Source organism: Paractinoplanes atraurantiacus (assembly GCF_900215205.1).
GTDB classification, from domain to species: Bacteria; Actinomycetota; Actinomycetes; order Mycobacteriales; family Micromonosporaceae; genus Actinoplanes; species Actinoplanes atraurantiacus.
In genome coordinates this window covers 1,110,003-1,128,125 of the sequence record NZ_OBDY01000001.1, presented here as the reverse complement: position 1 = coordinate 1,128,125, position 18,123 = coordinate 1,110,003, and the positions used below count along the sequence as shown (strand labels likewise).

Below are 18,123 nucleotides of genomic sequence, written 5' to 3'. Positions count from 1 at the left end.
TCTCCGGTCTCAGAGGTCGGCGGGGGCGGCCAGCTTGCCGACCACGGCGGTGGCGGCGGCGACCTGCGGCGAGACCAGATGCGTACGACCGCCCTTGCCCTGCCGTCCCTCGAAGTTGCGGTTGGAGGTCGAAGCGGCGCGCTGGCCCGGGGTGAGCGTGTCCGGGTTCATGCCCAGGCACATGGAACAGCCCGCGAAGCGCCACTCGGCGCCCGCCTCGGTGAAGACCTTGTCGAGGCCCTCGGCCTCGGCCGCCTCGCGCACCTTGTACGACCCCGGCACGATCATCATGCGGACGCCGTCGTGCACCTTGTGGCCGCGGATGACGTCGGCCGCGGCCCGCAGGTCCTCGATGCGCCCGTTGGTGCAGGAGCCGACGAAGACCACGTCGACCGCGACGTCCTTGAACGGCGTGCCCGGCGCGAGATCCATGTATTCCAGCGCGCGGCGGGCGGCGCTGCGGTCGGTCTCCTCGATGAACTCCTCGGGGTCCGGGACCACGCTGTCGAGCGGCGCGCCCTGGCCCGGGTTGGTGCCCCAGGTGATGAACGGGCTGATCGCCGAGGCGTCCAGGATGATTTCCGTGTCGAACTCGGCGCCCTCGTCGGTGACGAGCGTGCGCCAGTAATCGACGGCGGCGTCCCACTGCTCGCCCTGTGGCGCGTGCTCGCGGCCCAACAGATAGGCGAAAGTGGTGTCGTCGGGCGCGATCATGCCGGCCTTGGCGCCCCACTCGATGCTCATGTTGCAGATGGTCATCCGGCCCTCCATGGAGAGCTTGCGGATGGCCTCACCGCGATATTCCACGATGTGGCCGTTGCCGCCGCCGGTGCCGGTCTGCGTGATGAGGGCGAGGATCAGGTCCTTGGCGCTCACGCCGGGGCCGAGCTCGCCGACGACCGTGACGGCCATCGTCTTCGGCTTCGCCTGCGGCAGCGTCTGCGTGGCCAGCACGTGCTCGACCTCACTGGTGCCGATGCCGAACGCGAGCGCGCCGAACGCGCCGTGGGTGGCGGTGTGCGAGTCGCCGCAGACGATCGTCGTGCCCGGCTGGGTGAGACCCAGCTGCGGCCCGATCACGTGCACGATGCCCTGATTGACGTCGCCCAGTGGGCGGATCTGCACGCCGAACTCGGCGCAGTTCTTGCGCAGCGTCTCGATCTGCGTCCGCGAGGTGGTGTCGGCGATCGTGAAAAGCTCGCCGCGCTTGGTGTTGAACGCCGGGTCGGCATAGCCGGTCGGCGTGTTGTGGTCCTCGGTCGCGAGCGTGAGATCGGTGCGTCGAACCTGACGGCCGGCCAGGCGCAGGCCGTCGAAGGCCTGCGGGCTGGTCACCTCGTGCAAGAGGTGCAGGTCGATGTAGAGCAGATCAGGCTCACCCTCGGCAGCACGCACGACATGGTCGTCCCAGACCTTTTCGGCCAGGGTCCTCGGAGTGACTCCCACCATCTGGACATCCTAAATTCTGGGAGGTATGTTTCGGCTTGTGGGACACAGTATGAGCGGTGTCGGCGTTCTCGACAAGGCGGTCGTCATCTTGGCGGCCTGTGTCGACGGCGCCAGCCTGGCGGAACTCGTCGACCGAACGAAGCTGCCCCGGGCGACGGCACATCGCCTGGCCCAGGCCCTGGAGATCCACCGGATGCTGGTGCGCGACACCCAGGGCCGGTGGCGCCCGGGCCCCCGCCTGGGCGAGCTCGCGAACGCCGCGCCGGACGTCCTGCTGACCGCGGCCGAGCCCCTGCTTTCCGCATTGCGGGACGCGACCGGGGAGAGCGCGCAGCTCTACTTGCGCCGCGCGGACGAGCGCATCTGTGTGGCCGCGGCCGAGCGGGCGAGCGGCCTGCGCGACACGGTTCCGGTCGGCTCGGTGCTGCCGATGGTGGCCGGCTCGGCGGCGCAGATCCTGCTCGCGTGGGAGCCGCCGGAGGCGGTCATGCCGCTGCTGCCCCGCTGCAAGTTCACCGGCCGCACCCTGGCCGAGGTCCGCCGCCGGGGCTGGGCCCAGAGCGTGGCCGAGCGGGAGCCCGGTGTGGCCAGTGTCTCGGCCCCGATCCGCGACCGGACGGGCCGGGTCATCGCCTCGATCTCGATAAGCGGTCCGATAGAGCGCCTCGGCCGCCGCCCCGGCGAGCGGCACGCGATGGCCGTTGTGCGGGCCGGTCAGAGACTTTCGGGCCTGTAGAAGACCGCTCGGCGTCGATAGGGTCGCGGCGTGCGACTCTTCGGGCGCGAGACCGAGTGTGCGACGCTGGACGACCTGGTCGCCGGGATCCGGCACGGGCGCAGCGCGAGCGCGGTGCTGCGCGGTGAGGCCGGCGTCGGCAAGACGGCCCTGCTGCGGCATGCGCAGGGCAGCGCGCCCGGAGGCCTGGCCATCAACGGGGCCGAGGCCGAGTCCACCTTCTCGTTCGCGGCGCTGCACCGGCTTCTGATCCCCTGTCTGCCCGAGCGGGCCCGGCTGCCGCAGACGCAGCGGGCCGCGCTCGAGGTGGCCTGCGGGCTCGCCGACGGGCCGCCGCCCGACCTGTTCCTGGTCAGCCTGGCCGCCCTGACGCTGCTCGCCGCCGAGCCGCGGCTCTGCGTGCTCGACGACGCCCAGTGGCTCGACCGGGAATCGTTGCTGGCGCTGGCTTTCGTGGCCCGGCGGCTGCACGCCGAGGGCGTCGTCCTGTTGTTCGGCTGGCGTGCCGCCCCCGGCGACGATTTCGAGCAACTGGCCGGTGTTCCGGTGATCGAGATAGGCGGGCTCGGCCGCGACGCCGCGGTCGCGCTGCTGGCCGATGTCGCGCCGGCGCCGCTCGATCCCGGCCTGGCCGAGGAGATAGCCGTTGCCACCGGCGGCAATCCGCTCGCCCTGACCGATCTCGGCCAGGAGCTCAGCACCGCGCAACTGGGTGGCGCGAGTCCGCTCACCGAGCCGGCGCCGATCGGCAGCCGGCTCGAGGCCCACTACTCGGCCGCGGTCCGCCGGCTTCCCGAGGCGGCGCAGACCTGGTTGCTGCTGGCCGCCGCCGGGGCCGGCGCCACCGGCGGTCAGATCCTGGAGGCGGCCGCCGGTCTCGGCATCGGGCCGGCCGACGCCGAGCCGGCCGAGGACCTTCGTCTCGTCGCCGGCACACCACCGGTCGACTTCCGGCATCCGCTGGTGCGCTCGGCCGTCTACGGCGACGCCCCGGCCGGCCGGCGGCGAGCGGTGCACCGGGCGCTCGCGGTGGCCACGACGCACGCGTCCGACGCCGATCGCCGGGCCTGGCATCTGGCCGCCGCCGCGACCGGCCTCGACGAGGAGGTCGCGGCCGAGCTCGAGCGCTGCGCCGAGCGGGCGGGCGCGCGCGGCGGTGTGGCGGCCCGGGCCACGTTCCTGACCCGCGCCGCCGAGCTGTCACCGGCGCCCGCGGATCGCGCCGCCCGCACCGTGGCGGCGGCCGAGGCGGCCGTGCCGGCCGGCGCGCCCGCCCGCGCCCTACGGCTCCTCGACGAGGTCGACGACGCTCTCCTGTCCGGACCGCGGCGGGGCTCGGCGTTGATGACCAGGGCCATGGCATCGGTCACCACCGGCACGCCGGGCGCGCTGCGCGACGCCGCCGCCATGTGCCTCGCCGCGGCCGGCGCCTTCGGCGACGCCGAACCGGATCGCACCCGCGAGGCCGTGCTGCTGGCCATGCACCACTCGATCACGGCCGAGGACCTGATGCGCGGCGTCACCGGTGAGCAGATCGCCGAGGCGGCCCGCCGGCTCGCCGGTCCCGATCCGTCCGGCCCGGCCGACCTGCTGCTGGCCGGCTTCGCCGCCTTCCTCACCGGCGGCATCGAGCAGGGCGCGCCGGCCATGCGGCGGGCGATCGCCGCGCTGACCGGTCCCGAGCTTCTGCTCAGCCACTTCCAGCTCGGCGTCACCCTGTGCACGCTGCTGTGGGACGACGAGTCCCGCCGGGTGGTGCTGCGCGGGGCCGAGGACGCGGCCCGCCGCTCGGGCGCCCTGCACACGCTCGACCTGGTGCATTTCATGGCCGCCATGGACGACGCCACACTGGGGCGGCTGCGCGACGCCGACCGCCACGACGCGGTCGGGCAGCGCCTGCGCACGGCGATCGGCGTCACCGCCGACCAGGAACTGATCTGGCGTCATCCCGAGCTGGTGGCCTGGCGGTCAGGCCCCGCCGACCGGGCCGCCCTGCTGCCCGCCCTCGACGTCTTCGACATGCTCGGCGTGGGGGCGATGCGATCGGTGACCCTGCACAGCATCGCGGTGCTCGACATCGCCTGCGCCGACTACGCGTCCGCGAAACGGCTGCTCCAGCCGATGGTGGAGCTCGGCCGTCCCGGCCGCTACGCCCGGGTGCTGCCCGATCTGGTGGAGTGCGCACTGCGCTCCGGCGACCGGCGGACCGCGGCCCTCGCCCACGCCGATCTGGCCGTGGCGGCCGGCGCGGCCGGAACAACGTGGGCGGACGGCCTCCAGGAACGCTCCAAGGCTCTGCTCAGCTCACCCGACGGGGCGGAACCGCACTATCGATCGGCCATCGAGATCCTGTCCGGTACCCGTGCCGTCGGCGACCTCGCCCGGGCCCATCTGTTGTACGGCGAATGGCTGCGCCGCCGTCGCCGGCGCCGGGACGCCCGTCTTCAGCTGAGGGCGGCGCTGGAGGTCTTCGAAGCCGAGAAGGCGCACGCCTTCGCCGCCCGGGCGCGGGCCGAGCTGAGCCCGCTCGGCGAGACCGGGCCCACCCCCGTACCGGAAAGCGAAACGGCCCTCACCCCGCAGGAGGCCGCCGTGGCCCGCCTGGCCCGGGGTGGGGGAACGAACGCGGAGATCGCCGCGCATCTGTTCCTGAGCGCCAGCACCGTGGATTACCACCTGCGCAAGGTCTACCGGAAGCTGGGCGTGCGCTCGCGACGGCAACTGCGCGAGGCCCTGCACGACTGACTACGCGTTTCACGGGATTCGCGAATGGACACGCTCCCAGGACGATCGGCTCATGGCACACGTGACAGCCACCGACGGGGCGGAGATCTTCTACAAGGACTGGGGCGCCGGGCGACCGGTCGTCCTCAGCCACGGGTGGCCGCTCAACTCCGACAGCTGGGAGGCGCAGCAGCTTCTGCTCGCCACCAACGGATTCCGCGCGATCGCGCACGACCGGCGCGGCCATGGCCGGTCCTCGCAGACGTGGCACGGCAACGACATGGACACGTACGCCGATGACCTCGCGACTTTGATCGACGCCCTTGATCTGCGGGACGTGACGCTGGTCGGTTTCTCGACCGGCGGCGGCGAGGTGGCCCGTTACGTGGGGCGGCACGGCACGGCGCGGATCGCCCAGGTGGCGCTCGTCTCCGCGGTGCCGCCGTTCATGCTGCTGACCCGGGACAACCCCGGCGGTCTGCCGATCGACGTGTTCGACGGCCTCCGGGCCGGTGCGCTGGCCGACCGGTCGCAGCTGTACCAGGACCTGGCCGACGGCCCGTTCTTCGGCCACAACCGGCCCGGCGCCGACGTGCCGGCCGGCGTCCGCGACGCCTTCTGGCTCCAGTCGATGGCGGCGGGGCACCACAACGCGTACGAGTCGATCGCCGCCTTCTCCGGCACCGACTTCCGCGCCGACCTGGACGCGTTCGACGTCCCCACGCTCGTCATCCACGGCGACGACGACCAGGTCGTGCCGTTCGCGGTCGGCGGACAGGCCTCCGCCGCCCGCATCGACGGAGCCGTGCTCACCGTCTATCCCGGCGCGCCGCACGGCATCACCGACACCCACAAAGAGCGGCTGGGAGCCGACCTCCTGGCCTTCGCGAAGGAGCACACCGCATGAAGCCGATCGTTCTGGTCCACGGATTCTGGGTCACGCCGCGCAGTTGGGAGAACTGGAAGGCGCACTACGAGGCCAAAGGTCATCAGGTCATCGCACCGGGCTATCCCGGCTTCGAGGTCGAGGTGGAGGCGCTCAACGCCGATCCGACCCCCATCGTCAACGTGACCGTGCCGCAGATCATCGCCCGTTACGAGGAGGCCATCAAGGCCCTGCCCGAGGCCCCGATCATCATCGGTCACTCGGCCGGCGGCGCCTTCACGCAGATCCTGCTCGACCACGGGTTCGGCGCGGCGGGTGTCGCACTCAATTCGGCGCCCACCGAGGGCGTACGGGTCGTGCCGCTCTCCCAGCTCAAATCGACGTTCCCGGTCCTGAAGAGCCCGGCCAACCGGCACAAGGCGATCCCGCTCACCTTCGAGGAGTGGAAGTACGCCTTCACCAACACGTTCAGCGAAGAGGAATCGCGCTATCTGTACGAGCGCTACGCGATCCCGGCCAGCGGCGGCATCCTGTGGGGCGGCGTGCTCGCCAACTTCCAGCCCGGCCACCAGGACACGTGGGTCGACTACCACAACGACAACCGGGCGCCGCTGCTGTTCGTGTCGGGATCGGAGGACCACATCATGCCGCCGGCCATCCAGGAGTCGAACCACAAGCACTACAAGTCCAACACCATCACCGAACGCAAGGAGTACGAGGGCTACGCCCACCTGCTGCCGGCGCAGAAGGGCTGGGAGTCGATCGCCGACGAGGTCCTCGAGTGGGCCCTGCGGCACGCTTCATGAGTGCCCTGACGATCACCCACATCGGCGGCCCGACGACGCTGCTGGAGATCGGCGGCGTACGCCTTCTGGTCGATCCGACGTTCGACGTCCCCGGCCGCCGCTACTCGTTCGGCTGGGGCACCTCCTCCCGCAAGACGGCCGGTCCCGCCCTGCCCGTCACGGCGCTGGGCCCGCTCGACGGCGTGCTGCTGACCCACGACCAGCACGCCGACAACCTCGACGACGCCGGCCGCGCTCTGCTCAAACGCGTGCCGGCGGTGGTGACCACACCGGCCGGCGGCCGCCGCCTGGGCGCGACCGGCCTGGCCCCGTGGTCGTCGACGAGAATCGGCGACGTCGAGGTGACCGCCACCCCGTCCCGGCACGGCCCGTGGTGGAGCGTCCCGATCGTCGGCCCCACCACCGGTTTCGCCTTACGCCCCAAGGGTTCCTCAACGGTCGTATGGATCTCCGGCGACACGGTCGTCTTCCCCGGCGTCCTGCGGGTGGCCGACCGCTTCGAGGTCGACACGGCGATCCTGCACCTGGGCAAGGTCCAGTTCGGCCTGACCGGCCCCGCCCGCTTCACCATGACCGGCCGCGACGCGGCCACGCTGGTCGACCGCGTGAAACCCCGCCACGTGGTCCCGGTCCATTACGAGGGCTGGTCCCATTTCCGGGAGGGCCGCCCGCAGATCGAGGCCGCCTTCCCTCAGGGCAGGCTGACCTGGCTGGAACCGGGGGTCCAGACAGCGTTGTCGTGAGCGAAGACCACCTGCTTGGGGTCGAACGCCATCAGATATTCAAGCCACGCCGGCTGCTCACCCACGCCGGCGTGGCGCCCCAGCACATCACTGGTGAACAGATTCGCGTTGTCATGACTCTGCCCCGCCACCACAACCGTCCCGTCCCTGCGCGACACCACCACCGACTGATGCCCCGCGGTATGCCCGGGCGTAGGCACGATCCGCACCCCCGGCATCACTTCGACCTCCCCGTCGATCTCCTCGACCCGGGCCCCCGCGTGATCGACCAGCTCCGGCAGCGTGTGACTCTCCACGGCCCGGGCCAGCGCCAACTCGGCCCGCTGCGCGAAAACAGGCGTACCCGCCAGCTCCGGATTCCCCCCGCAGTGATCGAAGTGCAGGTGGCAGTTCACTACATACCGCACATCTTCGAGGTCGGCTCCGGCCCTCTTGAGCGCCACCGCAAGCGGTACCCGCACCGGCCGGTAATGCCCCTCAACCCAGGCATCCCCACCCATGCCGGTGTCCACAAGCAACCGCCCGCGCTCCGGATGCTCGATCAGATATCCCAGAGCCGGCTCCACCCGAGCCCGCCCGGTCCCGGTCTCCTCCGCCGGCCGAACAAAGTACCCATAGTCGACCCGCCGCACCGCGATATCCCTCACTCCCCCAAGCTATCCGCCCGAGGTTCCCAGCTTTTACGCCCAAAACGAACTCCCACCCCACCCTCCAGCAGCCCTCACCCACAAGGACCGGCAAGCCAGACAGCAAAGAAGGCCACCTGCGCCTCAGCCAGTCGGCCGGCCGACCAACGAGGGAAGAGCGGCGGCCCCCAACCAGCAACCCGACGACGAACGCGGCATAGGTGGCAGCAACCGGCCCGCAAGCAACGAAGAGCACCAAGGCATCCACCGCGAGGAACGGCAAAAGGCGGCCGCCCAACGCAGAAGAAACAGCCGACCAAGATCCGCGACGACAGCCAGCAGCGCCCCACGACAAAAGCCGCAACTCGGCAACGCACACATCCACGATGCAAACGCACGCACCAAGCCGGCCCGCAAGGCGCAGCCCCACAAGCCCGACGGCGAAGGCCAAGGAGAAAAGGCGAAGAGCGAGGGCCAAGGCAAGGCGAAGGACGAGAGCGAGGCGAAGAACGAGGGCGAGGGGAAGGGAAAGGCCGAAGGGCAAGAGCCAAGGGGAACGCCGAGGGCAAGAGCCAGCGAAAGGGGCAAGGCCGAAGACCCTCCGACCGGACCCCGAAGGGGTTCGGACCGTGACCTAACCCGCACCGCAACCATCGCACCGTGGGGGTCTGGGGGGTCGCCCCCCAGGCAGATATGCGGAATGACCCCCGTCCGCGCGTTCTGCGGACGGGGGTCACCCGAAATGTAGCCCCGAAGGGATTCGAACCCTCGCTACCGCCTTGAGAGGGCGGCGTCCTAGGCCGCTAGACGACGGGGCCAGGACTTGCTTTGTACTGCTTTTCGCTTCGCTCTCGCGTTTGCGACGGGCCGAACTCTATCAGAAGTCCAGCGCCGCCTCTCCCGCGGGAGTTGTAGCGCTGGGGTACCAGGACTCGAACCTAGACTAACTGAACCAGAATCAGTCGGGCTGCCAATTACCCCATACCCCATTGGCTCGGCTTCTTGGTTTTTGCCGCGTTGCCGTGCCGAGAAAGAACTCTACCTGACCCCCGCATGACCAACAAATCGGGTTCGGTTCATCGGAAGATGTCCTGGTGGCGGCGGGTCCACTCTTCGTAGGTCATGGCCGGCCGGCCGGTGAGCCGGGCGACGGTGGGCACCGCCTGTTGGGGGTGGCCGACGGAGGCGGCGAGGCCGTCGAGGTACCACTTGGCGTACTCACCCATGGTCTTTTGGAATTGGGTCAGGGCCTCGTCGTAGGGGAGGTCGATGTAGGCGAGGTCACGTCCGAGGGCCTGGCCGATGGCCGCGACTTTCTCGCGGCGGGTGAGGGTGGTGGGGCCGGTGAGCTCGTACGACTTGCCTTCGTGGCCTTCGGTGAGGATGACGTGGGCGGCGACGGCGGCGATGTCTTCTTGGGCGATGGCGGCGTTGGCCACTGAGCCGTAGGCGTCGCGTACTTCGTCGCCGGCGCGGATCTGTGGGGCCCACAGGTCGGCGTTGGCCATGAATTCGCCGGGTTCGAGGTGGGTCCAGGGGACGCCGCTGGCTTCGACGGCGTCTTCGATGGCCTGCCAGTGGTCGCCTTTGGCGCCGGCCAGGTCGACGATGCGCTGTACGCCGGCCTCGGCGGCCAGCCGGCAGGCCGCGGCGGCGGTGGGTATGTGCGGGGCGAGGTACATCACGTCGACGCTGCGGAGGGCCGCCGGCAGGGTCGAGGGCCGCCCGACGAAGCCTTGTACTACCTCGACGGATGGGGGCAGCGCCGCTTTGTCCGGGTCGACGGTCAATGCCCGTACGTCTGAAGCTCCTTGGGCCAGCAGTTCGTCGACGAGGAGCCGGCCGACGTTTCCGGTGGCGCCGGTGACCAGTACCTTCATCACCGTATGGTATACGGAATTTCGGCCGGAAAAACAGGCCCAGGACGTGCCTGGGCCTGCCGAGGTCAGTCGAGGGAGACGACGGGGTTCCGCAGCTCGCCGATGCCCTGGATGCTCACCGACACCGTGTCGCCGGACGTGATCTCGCTGACGCCGGCCGGTGTGCCGGTCAGGATGATGTCGCCGGGCAGCAGCGTCATGACATGCGACACGTACGAGACCAGGGTCGGAATGTCGAAGACCATGTCTTTCGTACGGCCGATCTGCCGCACCTCCATGGCCTCAGGATCACGGCCGACCTCGCACCGGATCTCGAGGTCGCTCACGTCGAGCCCGGTGACGATCCACGGGCCGATCGGGCAGAACGAGTCGAAGCCCTTGGCCCGGGTCCACTGCGGGTCGCTGCGCTGCAGGTCGCGGGCGGTGACGTCGTTGCCGATGGTGTAGCCGAAGATCGCCTTCTCGGCGCCGGCCCGGTCGACGCGGCGGGCGCCGGTGGCGCCGATCACGACGGCGAGCTCGGCCTCCTCCTCGACGCGCTGCGACTGCGGGGGGAGGCGGATCGCGTCGTTCGGCCCGATGACCGAGGTCGACGGCTTGATGAAGATCAGCGGCTCCTTGGGCACCTCGTTGCCGAGCTCGGCGGCGTGGTCGGCGTAGTTGCGGCCGACGCCGATGACCTTGCTCGAGAAGATCGGGGCGAGCAGCCGGACGTCGGCGAGGGCCCAGCGCTGGCCGGTGAAGCGGACCTCCTCGAACGGCAGGGAGGAAATCTCGGCGATGGTCAGGCCGGAGGCGTCGCCCTCGACGACACCGAAGGAGACCCCACCAGCATGGACAAAACGGGCGAAACGCACGATGATCTCCTGTTCGCGGCTTTGATGCTCCTAGGAAATCTACGCCGGGCGCTGCGCTCCGTCCGCCGTCGCACCGAGACGGGGGAACGGGTCGAGCGAGAAGATCACCTCGATCGGCACCTCGAAGTAGCGGCCGATCTTGAGCGCCAGGTGGAGGCTCGGGCTGAACTCGCCGCGCTCGATGTAGCCGACGGTCTGATAGTGGACCCCGACCGCGTCGGCGAGCTGGCGCCGCGAGATGCCGCGCTCGGCGCGCAGCATCGCGATCCGGTTGTGCGTGACCTCGTTGCCCAATTCCTACCGCCCGACCGTGCTCATCATTCGCTCGCGCCGCGCCGCGACGGCCGAACCGGACTCGCGGCGCGCCATCCGCCGCAGAAGCGCCGGCGCCAGCGCCAGGCCGGCGACCGCCCACGCCACGAGCACGCCGAAGGTCTCCAGCGTGCGCCAGGACCCGGTCAGCTCGACCGCGGCCAGCGCGTCCGGAAGGAACGCCGAGCGCATGCCCAACCCTAGCCAGTACAGCGGGAAGACCTGAGCGACGCCCTGGATCCAGCCCGGCATCGCGGTGATCGGATAGAAGATGCCGGAGATCGCGATCAGCCCGAACAGCGGCAGCATGATCACCGGGAAGGCCCGCGGGCTCTCGAAGATCGAGCCCAGGGCGGCGCCGATCGGCATGGTGGCCAGCAATGCCAGCGGCAGCAGCCAGAGCAGGGTCAGCCACGTGCCGGGCCCGGTCTCCAGCCCGTCGACCAGCAGGGCGCCCGGGATCAGCACGGCCAGCACCGACACCAGCGTCATGCCGCCGACCGCGATGACCTTGCCGACCAGGTAGCCGCTCATCCCGTTCGGCGTGGCCTTGGCCCGCAGCAGGGTGCCGTCCTCGCGCTCGACCACGAGCAGCTGGGCGATCGTGATCAGGCCGCCGAAGGCCAGGTTCATCCCGAGCATGCCGGGCAGGGTGCTGGCGCCGAGCGAGAAGTCGGTGCCGGGGATCGTGGCGTCGCGCATGAAGAACAGGACGACGAGCAGGATCAGCGTCGGGAACAGGTAGCCCCACAGGTCGAGCGGGGTGGTCAGCGTCTGGCGCAGCTCGATGCGCCCGCGGGCGGCGCCGATCCGGACCGTCTCGAACATCACGTGCTCCCCTCGAAGTCGCGGACCAGCCGCATGTACGTGTCCTCGAGGCTGGTGCGGCGCACCTCGAGCTCGGTGACGTCGTCGCCGTACTGCACCAGCAGCTCGCGGACGAACGGCGTGGCCTGCTCGGCCGAGTGGACGAAACGCTGACCGTCGCGGGTCCAGCGGATCTCGCTCTCGCGCGAGACCAGGCGGGACAGCTCGTCGGCCGAGCCGTCGGCGATGATCCGGCCGCCGGAGAGGATCACGATGCGGTCGGCCAGTTTCTCGGCCTCGTCGAGGTCGTGGGTGGTGAGCAGGATCGTGGTGTCGTCCACATCGGTGAGCCGGTGGACCAGGTCGTGGAACTCGCGGCGGGCGGCCGGGTCGAAGCCGACAGTGGGCTCGTCGAGGAAGAGCAGCTCGGGCCGGCCGACGATGCCGATCGCCACGTCGAGGCGGCGGCGCTGGCCACCGGAGAGCCGGGACACCCGGACGCCGGCCTGCGCGGTCAGGCCGACCACTTCGAGCAGATCGCCGACGGGCCACGGGCGATCGGCTTCGGGCGTGGAGTACGGGCGGTAGTAGCGGCCCAGGTGTTCCAGCAGCTCGGCGACGCGCCACTTGCCGTGGTCGCGCCACGACTGGAGCACCACGCCGACGCGGGAGCGCCACCGCTCGCCGCCGGAGGCGGGGTCGACACCCAGGACCCGTACGTCTCCGGAGGACCGCATCCGAAAGCCCTCGAGGATCTCGATCGTGGTGGTCTTGCCGGCACCGTTGGGGCCGAGCAGAGCGAGGACCTCACCGCGCCGGGCGGCGAAGGTCACCCCGGTCAGGACGTCCTTGGTCCCGTACCGCATGCGGAGATCGTGAATGTCGATCACCCGCTCACCGGCCGGAACCTCCGGGCCGGTGGCGAGCGCCCCCGTCAATGTCATTCCTTCCATGTCCAGGACGTTAGCAAGGATGTAGTAGATGTACTACATATTTTTGCAGGTCTGCTCCGTCGGAAAAATTTACGGACCGAATTGGACGGATATGCCGGGAGTGAGCACCGTGGCGCGGCTCATTAGCGCGTGACGGTGATCGTGTTGATCGCCTCGGCTGGATACGCTGGTGCGATGGGGATCAAGCAGGTGAGGACGCTCACCACGACGCTGCCCTCGGTCACCTGGATTCCTATCGCCCGGGCGCACGCCGAGCGCGCCGACGAGATGACCGCGGGCCACCGTGCCCGCCGGGCCTCCGGCGAGAAGCACGCCATCGAGGATTTTCTGTACGACTACTACGGCACCCGGCCGTCGGTGCTGCGCCGCTGGCACCCCGGCGTCGGCACCGGTCTCGCCCCCTCGCCGGCCGGCGTGGCCGAGCACGCCGCGTGGAAGTTCTACATGACCTATCCCGACGGCGTGGTCACCCTCGACGAGGTCGCCTTCATGCACGCCCGCGGCGAGTCGGTGCGCTACATCCACGGCCTGCTGACCGCGACCGCGTCCCGCCCGGTCTTCTCCGGCTGCTTCGGCCTGCACGAGTGGGCCATGGTCTACCGCGACCCGGAGCACCGCCACGCGCTGCCGCTGCGCCTCGGCCAGGCCGAAACCGATCGGGTGGTCGAGGATCACCCGATCAGGTGTACGCACTTCGACGCGTTCCGCTTCTTCACGCCCGAGGCGGTCGGCCTCAACCGCCTCCAGCCGACCCGGGCCACCCAGGTCGACCTCGATCAGCCCGGCTGCCTGCACGCCGCGATGGACGTCCACAAGTGGGCGACCAAGCTCGGCCCCGCGGTGCCGGGCGCACTGGCGCTCGACTGCTTCGCCCTGGCCGGCGACATCCGGCTGCTGGACATGCAGGCCAGCCCGTACGACCTGTCCTCGTACGGCTTCGATCCGGTCAAGATCGAAACCCCCGAGGGCAAGGCCGAGTACGTGGCCCGGCAGCGCGAGTTCGCCCGCCGGGCCGCCGCCCTGCGGGCCCGCCTGATCCGCGTCTGCGAGGAGCTCATGGGCCCCGAGGACGCGTCGCGCAACCGCGAGGCCGTCGCTCCCTTCAATCACCGCTGAGCCCTTCCGGCGCCGGCCGCAGGCCCGCCATCTGCACAAATATCGAACGGCGCTCGACCGCCTCCCCGACGGCGTCGAGCTCGTAGCCGTCGATCCACACCCATCCCGCGTACGTCTGCCAATCGTGCACACGGATGACCCGGAACCTGATCGGCGTGGCGAACTGCACGCTGGCCGACCGGTCCACTTCCAGCACATCTCCCGGCTGAGGCACCATCACGCCACCCCCCGCTCCACATCGGACTAGGCGTGCGACACTAGTCCCGTGATCAGTTGCTCCGTGTTGCCAATCCGGCGGCGCGAAATTGGCAACACTTCTCCAGGAGGCGTTGTGGAAACATTCGGGGTTTTGGCACGGCGACTGCGCGGCACCCGCTCCCTGCGCGAGGCCGCCCGCGCCGCCCACCTGGACCCGGGCCACCTCTCCCGCATCGAGAGAGACCTGCGCCCACCCACGGTCGCGGTCGCGCTGGCCCTGGACACGCTTTACGGCACCGAGAACCGGTTGACGGCGCTCGCCGAGGCCGAGGCCGACCTCTCTCCCGCCGCCCGGCGCCTGATGGCCCTCTTCGGCCCACTCACCTACCGATCCGAGCGCACGGCTTTCACATCGGCCGGCCGCACCTGATTGTGATGTCCAGGCACATTGATCAACCGATGATGGGCGGGGTGAAGGCCTCAGCCGTCGGCAAGGGTGCGGTGCCGGCAGCACCCGGCAGATGACGACGTGCGGCTTGACCGGCTGGAGGAACCGGACCAAGGTTCGGGGCGCTGTTGGCGCTGCCGCGGGCTTCCAGGCCGGCCGGGTGGCGGGAGGCGCGGTAGGCGCGGGCGCCTCGCGAGGCTATGGGCGCAGGCGGCCGGCGGCGATCAACATTGCGGCGGCGGTCAGGGTGGACAGGGCGACCAGCGCCCACAGGACCATGCGGTCGCCCAGACCCCAGACGGCGGCCAGGAGCAGGATCAGCGCGATGCTGGAGGTGAAACTGCCGCCGGCCACCAGGGCGGCTTTGGCGGCGACGGTCGGGCGCGGCGCGGTCACCGCCTGATTATCGGCTAGTCCGTGGGGAAAGATCGGCGGTTCTGTTTGGTCTGGCCCCGGCGCTTCTTCTCGGCTATGCGGCGCTCGACCGAGCCGCGGGAGGGGCGGGTGGCCTTGCGGCTGCGCGGGGGCGGGGCCACGGCCGCGGCGATCAGCGCGGCCAGGCGCATGGTGGCGGCCTCGCGGTTGCGCAGCTGGGAGCGGAACTCCGAGGCCGTGATCGTCAGCACACCGTGTGTCAGACGGCCCGACAGGTGGGCCAGGGCCCTTTCCTTCAGGAAGTCGGGCAGGGCCTGGGAGCCGGCCACGTCCCAGGAGAGCTCGACCCGGGAGTCGGTGGTGTTGACGCCCTGGCCGCCGGGGCCGCTGGAGCGGGAGAAGCGCCATGCGAGCTCGGCCGCCGGGATCGTCAGGCGGTCGTTCACTCGCACGTCCTCGGTCACGCTGGACAGCATGGCATCGGGGGTGGGTGGACCGCCACGCGGTTATCGATCAAGAAAACGTTGACCCAGGGGGCAGTATGGGTGGGTGACGTCCCCAAGCGTGCCGGTTGTCACGACCGGCTATCCGTGGCCTATCGAAACCACGCGACTCGCCAACGGCCTCCGGGTCGTGGTGAGCGAGGACCGGACAGCACCGGTCGTCTGCGTCAATCTCTGGTACGACGTCGGCTCGCGGCACGAGCCGGCCGGGCAGACCGGCTTCGCCCATCTGTTCGAGCATCTGATGTTCGAGGGCTCGCAGCATGTGGCCAAGACCGAGCACATGCGCCTGGTGCAGGGCAACGGCGGCTCGCTGAACGCGACCACGAACCCGGACCGCACCAACTACTTCGAGACGATGCCGGCCGAGCATCTGGAGCTGGCCCTGTGGCTCGAGGCCGACCGGATGGGTGGCCTGGTGCCGGCGCTGACCCAGGAGACGCTGGACAACCAGCGTGAGGTGGTCAAGAACGAGCGCCGCCAGCGGTACGAGAACGTGCCGTACGGCGACGCCTGGCTGCGGCTGCTGGAGCTGCTCTACCCGGTGGGCCACCCGTACCACCACGCCACGATCGGTTCGATGGAGGACCTGAACGCGGCGAGCCTGGAGACGTTCAAAGCCTTCCATCAGCAGTACTACGCGCCGAACAACGCCGTGCTGACCGTGGCCGGGGACGCCGACCCGCAGCGGGTGTTCGCGCTGGCCGAGAAGTATTTCGGGCTGCTGGAGCCGGTGGCGGACATCCCGCCGGCGCCGAAGGGGCACATCACCCAGGCAGAGCCCAGAAGGGAAACGGTCACCGCCGCGGTGCCGGCGAGCAGGATCTACATCTCGCACCGCACGCACCCGTTCGGGACCAAGGGGTACGACGCGGTCACGGTGCTCGCGGCGGTGCTCGGCAACGGCCGGGGCAGCCGCCTCTACCAGCGCCTGGCCGACGGCAAGCGGATCGCCCAGCCCGACTACATCGGCTCGTACGGCGTCGACCTGGCGCACGCACCGGCCCCGCTGATCATCACGGCCACCGCCAAGGACGGCGTGGCGGTCGAGGAGCTCGAGGCCGGCCTCGACGAGGTCATCGCGAGCCTGGTGACCGAGCCGGTGACCGAGGACGAGCTGGCCCGGGCCAAGGCGCTGCTCACCACCGCCTGGTGGCGGCAGGTGTCCACAGTGGGCGGGCGGGCCGACACCCTGAGCCGCTACACGACGCAGTTCGGCGAGCCCGAGGCGGCCGCCTACCGCCTGCCGGAGTGGCTCGCGGTCACGGCCGACGACGTCACCGAGGCCGCCAAGTTGTTGCAGCCGGAGTCGAGGGTCACCCTCACGTACGTTCCCGAGGAGAAGGCATGACCCTCATCGCCACCCGCCCCGAGCCGGGTGAGGCCCGGCCGTACACGTTCCCGGACCTTCAGCGGGTCACCGTCGCCGGCGGCACGGTGATCGGCGCGCACCTGCCGGGCCAGCTGCTCGCGACCGCGATGCTGATGCTCGACGCGGGCGCGGCCCGGGAGACGCGGGGCCGTGAGGGCACCGCCACCGTGCTCGCCAAGTCGCTGGAGGAGGGCACGCAGCGGCGCGACTCCGCCGCGTACGCCATCGCTCTGGAGAGTCTCGGCGCCGAGCTGGCGCCGTCGGTCGACTGGGACACGTTCCGGGTCGGCGTCTCGGCCCCGGTGCCGCAGCTCCTCGACGCCGTGCGTCTCGCGGCCGAGGCCACCCGCACGCCGAAGCTCGACCCGGCCGACGTGGCCCGGGTGCGCGACGACGAGGTGACCGCGCTGCGGATGGACTGGGCCCAGCCCGGCCCTCGGGCCGACGCGGCGCTGCGGGCCGACCTGTTCGGCGCGGCCGAGCGCTTCGGACGGCCCATGCACGGCGATCCCGCTTCCGTGGCCGCCGTGACCGTGGACGACGTGCTCGCCTTCCACCAGGGCTGGATGCGCCGGCCGGGCGTGCTGCTGGTGGCCGGTGATCTCGACACGCTCGACCTGGCCGCGCTGGGCGAGGCCGCGTTCGGTGGCAGCGAGGGCGACCCGCTGCCGGTCGAGGGCCCGCTGGACTTCTCGGTCCGCGACCACCGCCGGATCATCCTGGTCGACCGGCCGGGCTCGGTGCAGTCGACGCTGCGGATCGGTCACCGTTCACCCGAACGGGCGACACCCGATTATGTACAGATGACGCTGGCCGCCACGATCCTCGGCGGCGCCTTCACGTCGCGCCTCAACCACCTCATCCGCGAGGTGAAGGGCTACACGTACGGCATCCGGGGCTCGTACGCCATGTCGCGCCGGTTCGGCCGCTTCGAGGTGGCCGCGGGCGTGCAGACGGCGGTGACCGTGCCGGCGATCGTCGACACGCTCGGCGAGATCGACCGCACCCAGCAGGACGGTGTCACCGAGGACGAGCTGGCGGTGGCCCGGTCGTGGCGGGCCGGGCAGCTCAGCGTGGAGATGCAGACGCCGGGCTCGATCGTGGGGGCGCTGAGCACGCTGGTCCTCCACGGCCTCCCCGACGACTACTACCCGCAGCTGCGCCGTAGCTATCTGGAGACGCCGCTGGCCGAGGTCTCGGCCGCCGCCGGCCGCCATCTGCACCCTCACGGGCTGACTCTGGTGGTCGAGGGTGACGCCGCGATCATCCGGGATGAGCTGGTCGCGGCCGGTATCGGCGAGATCGTCGACGCCGACCTCTAGATCAAATTCC

General features: G+C 70.6%; 19 protein-coding genes and 2 tRNA genes. 9 read left to right on the top strand and 12 right to left on the bottom strand.

Annotated features, from left to right (window positions below; all coding sequences use genetic code 11):
- Positions 1 to 9: 9 nt before the first annotated feature.
- Positions 10 to 1,449, bottom strand: a complete 1,440-nt coding sequence (gene leuC / locus CRP55_RS05390) for a 3-isopropylmalate dehydratase large subunit (RefSeq protein WP_097318310.1) — start codon at positions 1,447 to 1,449, stop codon at positions 10 to 12.
- Between the two features lie 49 nt (positions 1,450 to 1,498).
- Here leuC and CRP55_RS05385 point away from each other — a divergent pair, with 49 nt between their 5' ends.
- The 5 genes from CRP55_RS05385 to CRP55_RS05365 are packed head-to-tail and all read left to right on the top strand — an operon-like array spanning position 1,499 to position 7,344.
- Positions 1,499 to 2,185: an IclR family transcriptional regulator gene (locus tag CRP55_RS05385; protein WP_023561932.1), complete on the top strand. Its 687-nt coding sequence runs from the start codon at positions 1,499 to 1,501 to the stop codon at positions 2,183 to 2,185.
- A 30-nt stretch (positions 2,186 to 2,215) separates the two neighbouring features.
- Complete coding sequence (locus CRP55_RS05380; protein WP_097318308.1) at positions 2,216 to 4,930, top strand: AAA family ATPase; 2,715 nt, start codon at positions 2,216 to 2,218, stop codon at positions 4,928 to 4,930.
- Positions 4,854 to 5,816 (top strand): alpha/beta fold hydrolase, encoded by a 963-nt coding sequence (locus tag CRP55_RS05375; protein ID WP_438865766.1) that lies wholly within the window; start codon positions 4,854 to 4,856, stop codon positions 5,814 to 5,816. The genes CRP55_RS05380 and CRP55_RS05375 overlap by 77 nt, the downstream gene beginning before the upstream one ends.
- A complete protein-coding gene (locus CRP55_RS05370) occupies positions 5,813 to 6,601 on the top strand; it encodes an alpha/beta hydrolase (protein WP_097318302.1) in 789 nt (262 codons plus the stop codon). Before CRP55_RS05375 ends, CRP55_RS05370 begins: the two co-directional genes overlap by 4 nt.
- Positions 6,598 to 7,344, top strand: a complete 747-nt coding sequence (locus CRP55_RS05365) for an MBL fold metallo-hydrolase (protein ID WP_097318300.1) — start codon at positions 6,598 to 6,600, stop codon at positions 7,342 to 7,344. Before CRP55_RS05370 ends, CRP55_RS05365 begins: the two co-directional genes overlap by 4 nt.
- Here CRP55_RS05365 and CRP55_RS05360 read toward each other — a convergent pair.
- From CRP55_RS05360 to CRP55_RS05325, 8 genes are all read right to left on the bottom strand, one after another.
- Positions 7,293 to 7,991 (bottom strand): N-acyl homoserine lactonase family protein, encoded by a 699-nt coding sequence (locus tag CRP55_RS05360; RefSeq protein WP_097318298.1) that lies wholly within the window; start codon positions 7,989 to 7,991, stop codon positions 7,293 to 7,295. The two genes, CRP55_RS05365 and CRP55_RS05360, sit on opposite strands and share 52 nt — an antisense overlap.
- 724 nt (positions 7,992 to 8,715) lie before the next feature.
- Positions 8,716 to 8,788, bottom strand: a tRNA-Glu gene (locus tag CRP55_RS05355).
- Between the two features lie 99 nt (positions 8,789 to 8,887).
- Positions 8,888 to 8,959, bottom strand: a tRNA-Gln gene (locus CRP55_RS05350).
- An 87-nt stretch (positions 8,960 to 9,046) separates the two neighbouring features.
- Positions 9,047 to 9,850, bottom strand: a complete 804-nt coding sequence (locus CRP55_RS05345) for an NAD(P)H-binding protein (RefSeq protein ID WP_097318296.1) — start codon at positions 9,848 to 9,850, stop codon at positions 9,047 to 9,049.
- Positions 9,851 to 9,915: 65 nt separating this feature from the next.
- Positions 9,916 to 10,707, bottom strand: a complete 792-nt coding sequence (locus CRP55_RS05340; protein WP_097318295.1) for a fumarylacetoacetate hydrolase family protein — start codon at positions 10,705 to 10,707, stop codon at positions 9,916 to 9,918.
- Positions 10,708 to 10,746: 39 nt separating this feature from the next.
- On the bottom strand, positions 10,747 to 10,968 hold the full coding sequence (locus CRP55_RS05335) for a helix-turn-helix transcriptional regulator (RefSeq protein ID WP_097318760.1): 222 nt from the start codon (positions 10,966 to 10,968) through the stop codon (positions 10,747 to 10,749).
- Positions 10,969 to 11,004: 36 nt separating this feature from the next.
- Complete coding sequence (locus CRP55_RS05330) at positions 11,005 to 11,847, bottom strand: ABC transporter permease (protein ID WP_097318293.1); 843 nt, start codon at positions 11,845 to 11,847, stop codon at positions 11,005 to 11,007.
- Entirely contained in the window at positions 11,847 to 12,770 is a 924-nt protein-coding gene (locus CRP55_RS05325; RefSeq protein WP_245922841.1) for an ABC transporter ATP-binding protein, read from the bottom strand. The genes CRP55_RS05330 and CRP55_RS05325 overlap by 1 nt, the downstream gene beginning before the upstream one ends.
- 183 nt (positions 12,771 to 12,953) lie before the next feature.
- Here CRP55_RS05325 and CRP55_RS05320 point away from each other — a divergent pair, with 183 nt between their 5' ends.
- Complete coding sequence (locus CRP55_RS05320) at positions 12,954 to 13,895, top strand: 3-methyladenine DNA glycosylase (protein WP_097318287.1); 942 nt, start codon at positions 12,954 to 12,956, stop codon at positions 13,893 to 13,895.
- On the opposite strand, the gene CRP55_RS05315 is transcribed toward CRP55_RS05320, so the two are convergent.
- On the bottom strand, positions 13,882 to 14,112 hold the full coding sequence (locus CRP55_RS05315) for a hypothetical protein (RefSeq protein ID WP_097318759.1): 231 nt from the start codon (positions 14,110 to 14,112) through the stop codon (positions 13,882 to 13,884). The two genes, CRP55_RS05320 and CRP55_RS05315, sit on opposite strands and share 14 nt — an antisense overlap.
- A gap of 132 nt (positions 14,113 to 14,244) precedes the next feature.
- Between CRP55_RS05315 and CRP55_RS05310 the strand changes: the two genes are divergently transcribed.
- On the top strand, positions 14,245 to 14,523 hold the full coding sequence (locus CRP55_RS05310; RefSeq protein WP_097318284.1) for a helix-turn-helix domain-containing protein: 279 nt from the start codon (positions 14,245 to 14,247) through the stop codon (positions 14,521 to 14,523).
- 216 nt (positions 14,524 to 14,739) lie between these two features.
- Here the strand turns inward: CRP55_RS05310 and CRP55_RS05305 are convergent, their stop codons facing one another.
- Together CRP55_RS05305 and arfB are read right to left on the bottom strand one after the other, a co-directional pair.
- The gene (locus CRP55_RS05305) at positions 14,740 to 14,937 is read right to left on the bottom strand and encodes a hypothetical protein (RefSeq protein ID WP_097318281.1); all 198 of its coding nucleotides are present in this window, start codon (positions 14,935 to 14,937) and stop codon (positions 14,740 to 14,742) included.
- A gap of 14 nt (positions 14,938 to 14,951) precedes the next feature.
- A complete protein-coding gene (gene arfB / locus CRP55_RS05300) occupies positions 14,952 to 15,392 on the bottom strand; it encodes an alternative ribosome rescue aminoacyl-tRNA hydrolase ArfB (RefSeq protein WP_438865753.1) in 441 nt (146 codons plus the stop codon).
- A gap of 73 nt (positions 15,393 to 15,465) precedes the next feature.
- Between arfB and CRP55_RS05295 the strand changes: the two genes are divergently transcribed.
- On the top strand, positions 15,466 to 16,770 hold the full coding sequence (locus CRP55_RS05295) for a M16 family metallopeptidase (protein WP_179855013.1): 1,305 nt from the start codon (positions 15,466 to 15,468) through the stop codon (positions 16,768 to 16,770).
- Entirely contained in the window at positions 16,767 to 18,113 is a 1,347-nt protein-coding gene (locus CRP55_RS05290) for a M16 family metallopeptidase (RefSeq protein ID WP_097318277.1), read from the top strand. Before CRP55_RS05295 ends, CRP55_RS05290 begins: the two co-directional genes overlap by 4 nt.
- The last annotated feature ends 10 nt before the right edge of the window (positions 18,114 to 18,123 follow it).

What these genes read in the sequence shown, in the direction of transcription:
- CRP55_RS05330 (WP_097318293.1), bottom strand. Translation starts at nt 11,847, where the DNA reads ATGTTCGAGACGGTCCGGATCGGCGCCGCCCGCGGGCGCATCGAGCTG.
- CRP55_RS05320 (WP_097318287.1), top strand. Translation starts at nt 12,954, where the DNA reads ATGGGGATCAAGCAGGTGAGGACGCTCACCACGACGCTGCCCTCGGTC.
- CRP55_RS05370 (WP_097318302.1), top strand. Translation starts at nt 5,813, where the DNA reads ATGAAGCCGATCGTTCTGGTCCACGGATTCTGGGTCACGCCGCGCAGT.
- CRP55_RS05290 (WP_097318277.1), top strand. Translation starts at nt 16,767, where the DNA reads ATGACCCTCATCGCCACCCGCCCCGAGCCGGGTGAGGCCCGGCCGTAC.
- CRP55_RS05315 (WP_097318759.1), bottom strand. Translation starts at nt 14,112, where the DNA reads ATGGTGCCTCAGCCGGGAGATGTGCTGGAAGTGGACCGGTCGGCCAGC.
- leuC (WP_097318310.1), bottom strand. Translation starts at nt 1,449, where the DNA reads ATGGTGGGAGTCACTCCGAGGACCCTGGCCGAAAAGGTCTGGGACGAC.
- CRP55_RS05345 (WP_097318296.1), bottom strand. Translation starts at nt 9,850, where the DNA reads ATGAAGGTACTGGTCACCGGCGCCACCGGAAACGTCGGCCGGCTCCTC.
- CRP55_RS05365 (WP_097318300.1), top strand. Translation starts at nt 6,598, where the DNA reads ATGAGTGCCCTGACGATCACCCACATCGGCGGCCCGACGACGCTGCTG.
- CRP55_RS05335 (WP_097318760.1), bottom strand. Translation starts at nt 10,968, where the DNA reads ATGCTGCGCGCCGAGCGCGGCATCTCGCGGCGCCAGCTCGCCGACGCG.
- CRP55_RS05325 (WP_245922841.1), bottom strand. Translation starts at nt 12,770, where the DNA reads ATGACATTGACGGGGGCGCTCGCCACCGGCCCGGAGGTTCCGGCCGGT.
- arfB (WP_438865753.1), bottom strand. Translation starts at nt 15,392, where the DNA reads ATGCTGTCCAGCGTGACCGAGGACGTGCGAGTGAACGACCGCCTGACG.
- CRP55_RS05385 (WP_023561932.1), top strand. Translation starts at nt 1,499, where the DNA reads ATGAGCGGTGTCGGCGTTCTCGACAAGGCGGTCGTCATCTTGGCGGCC.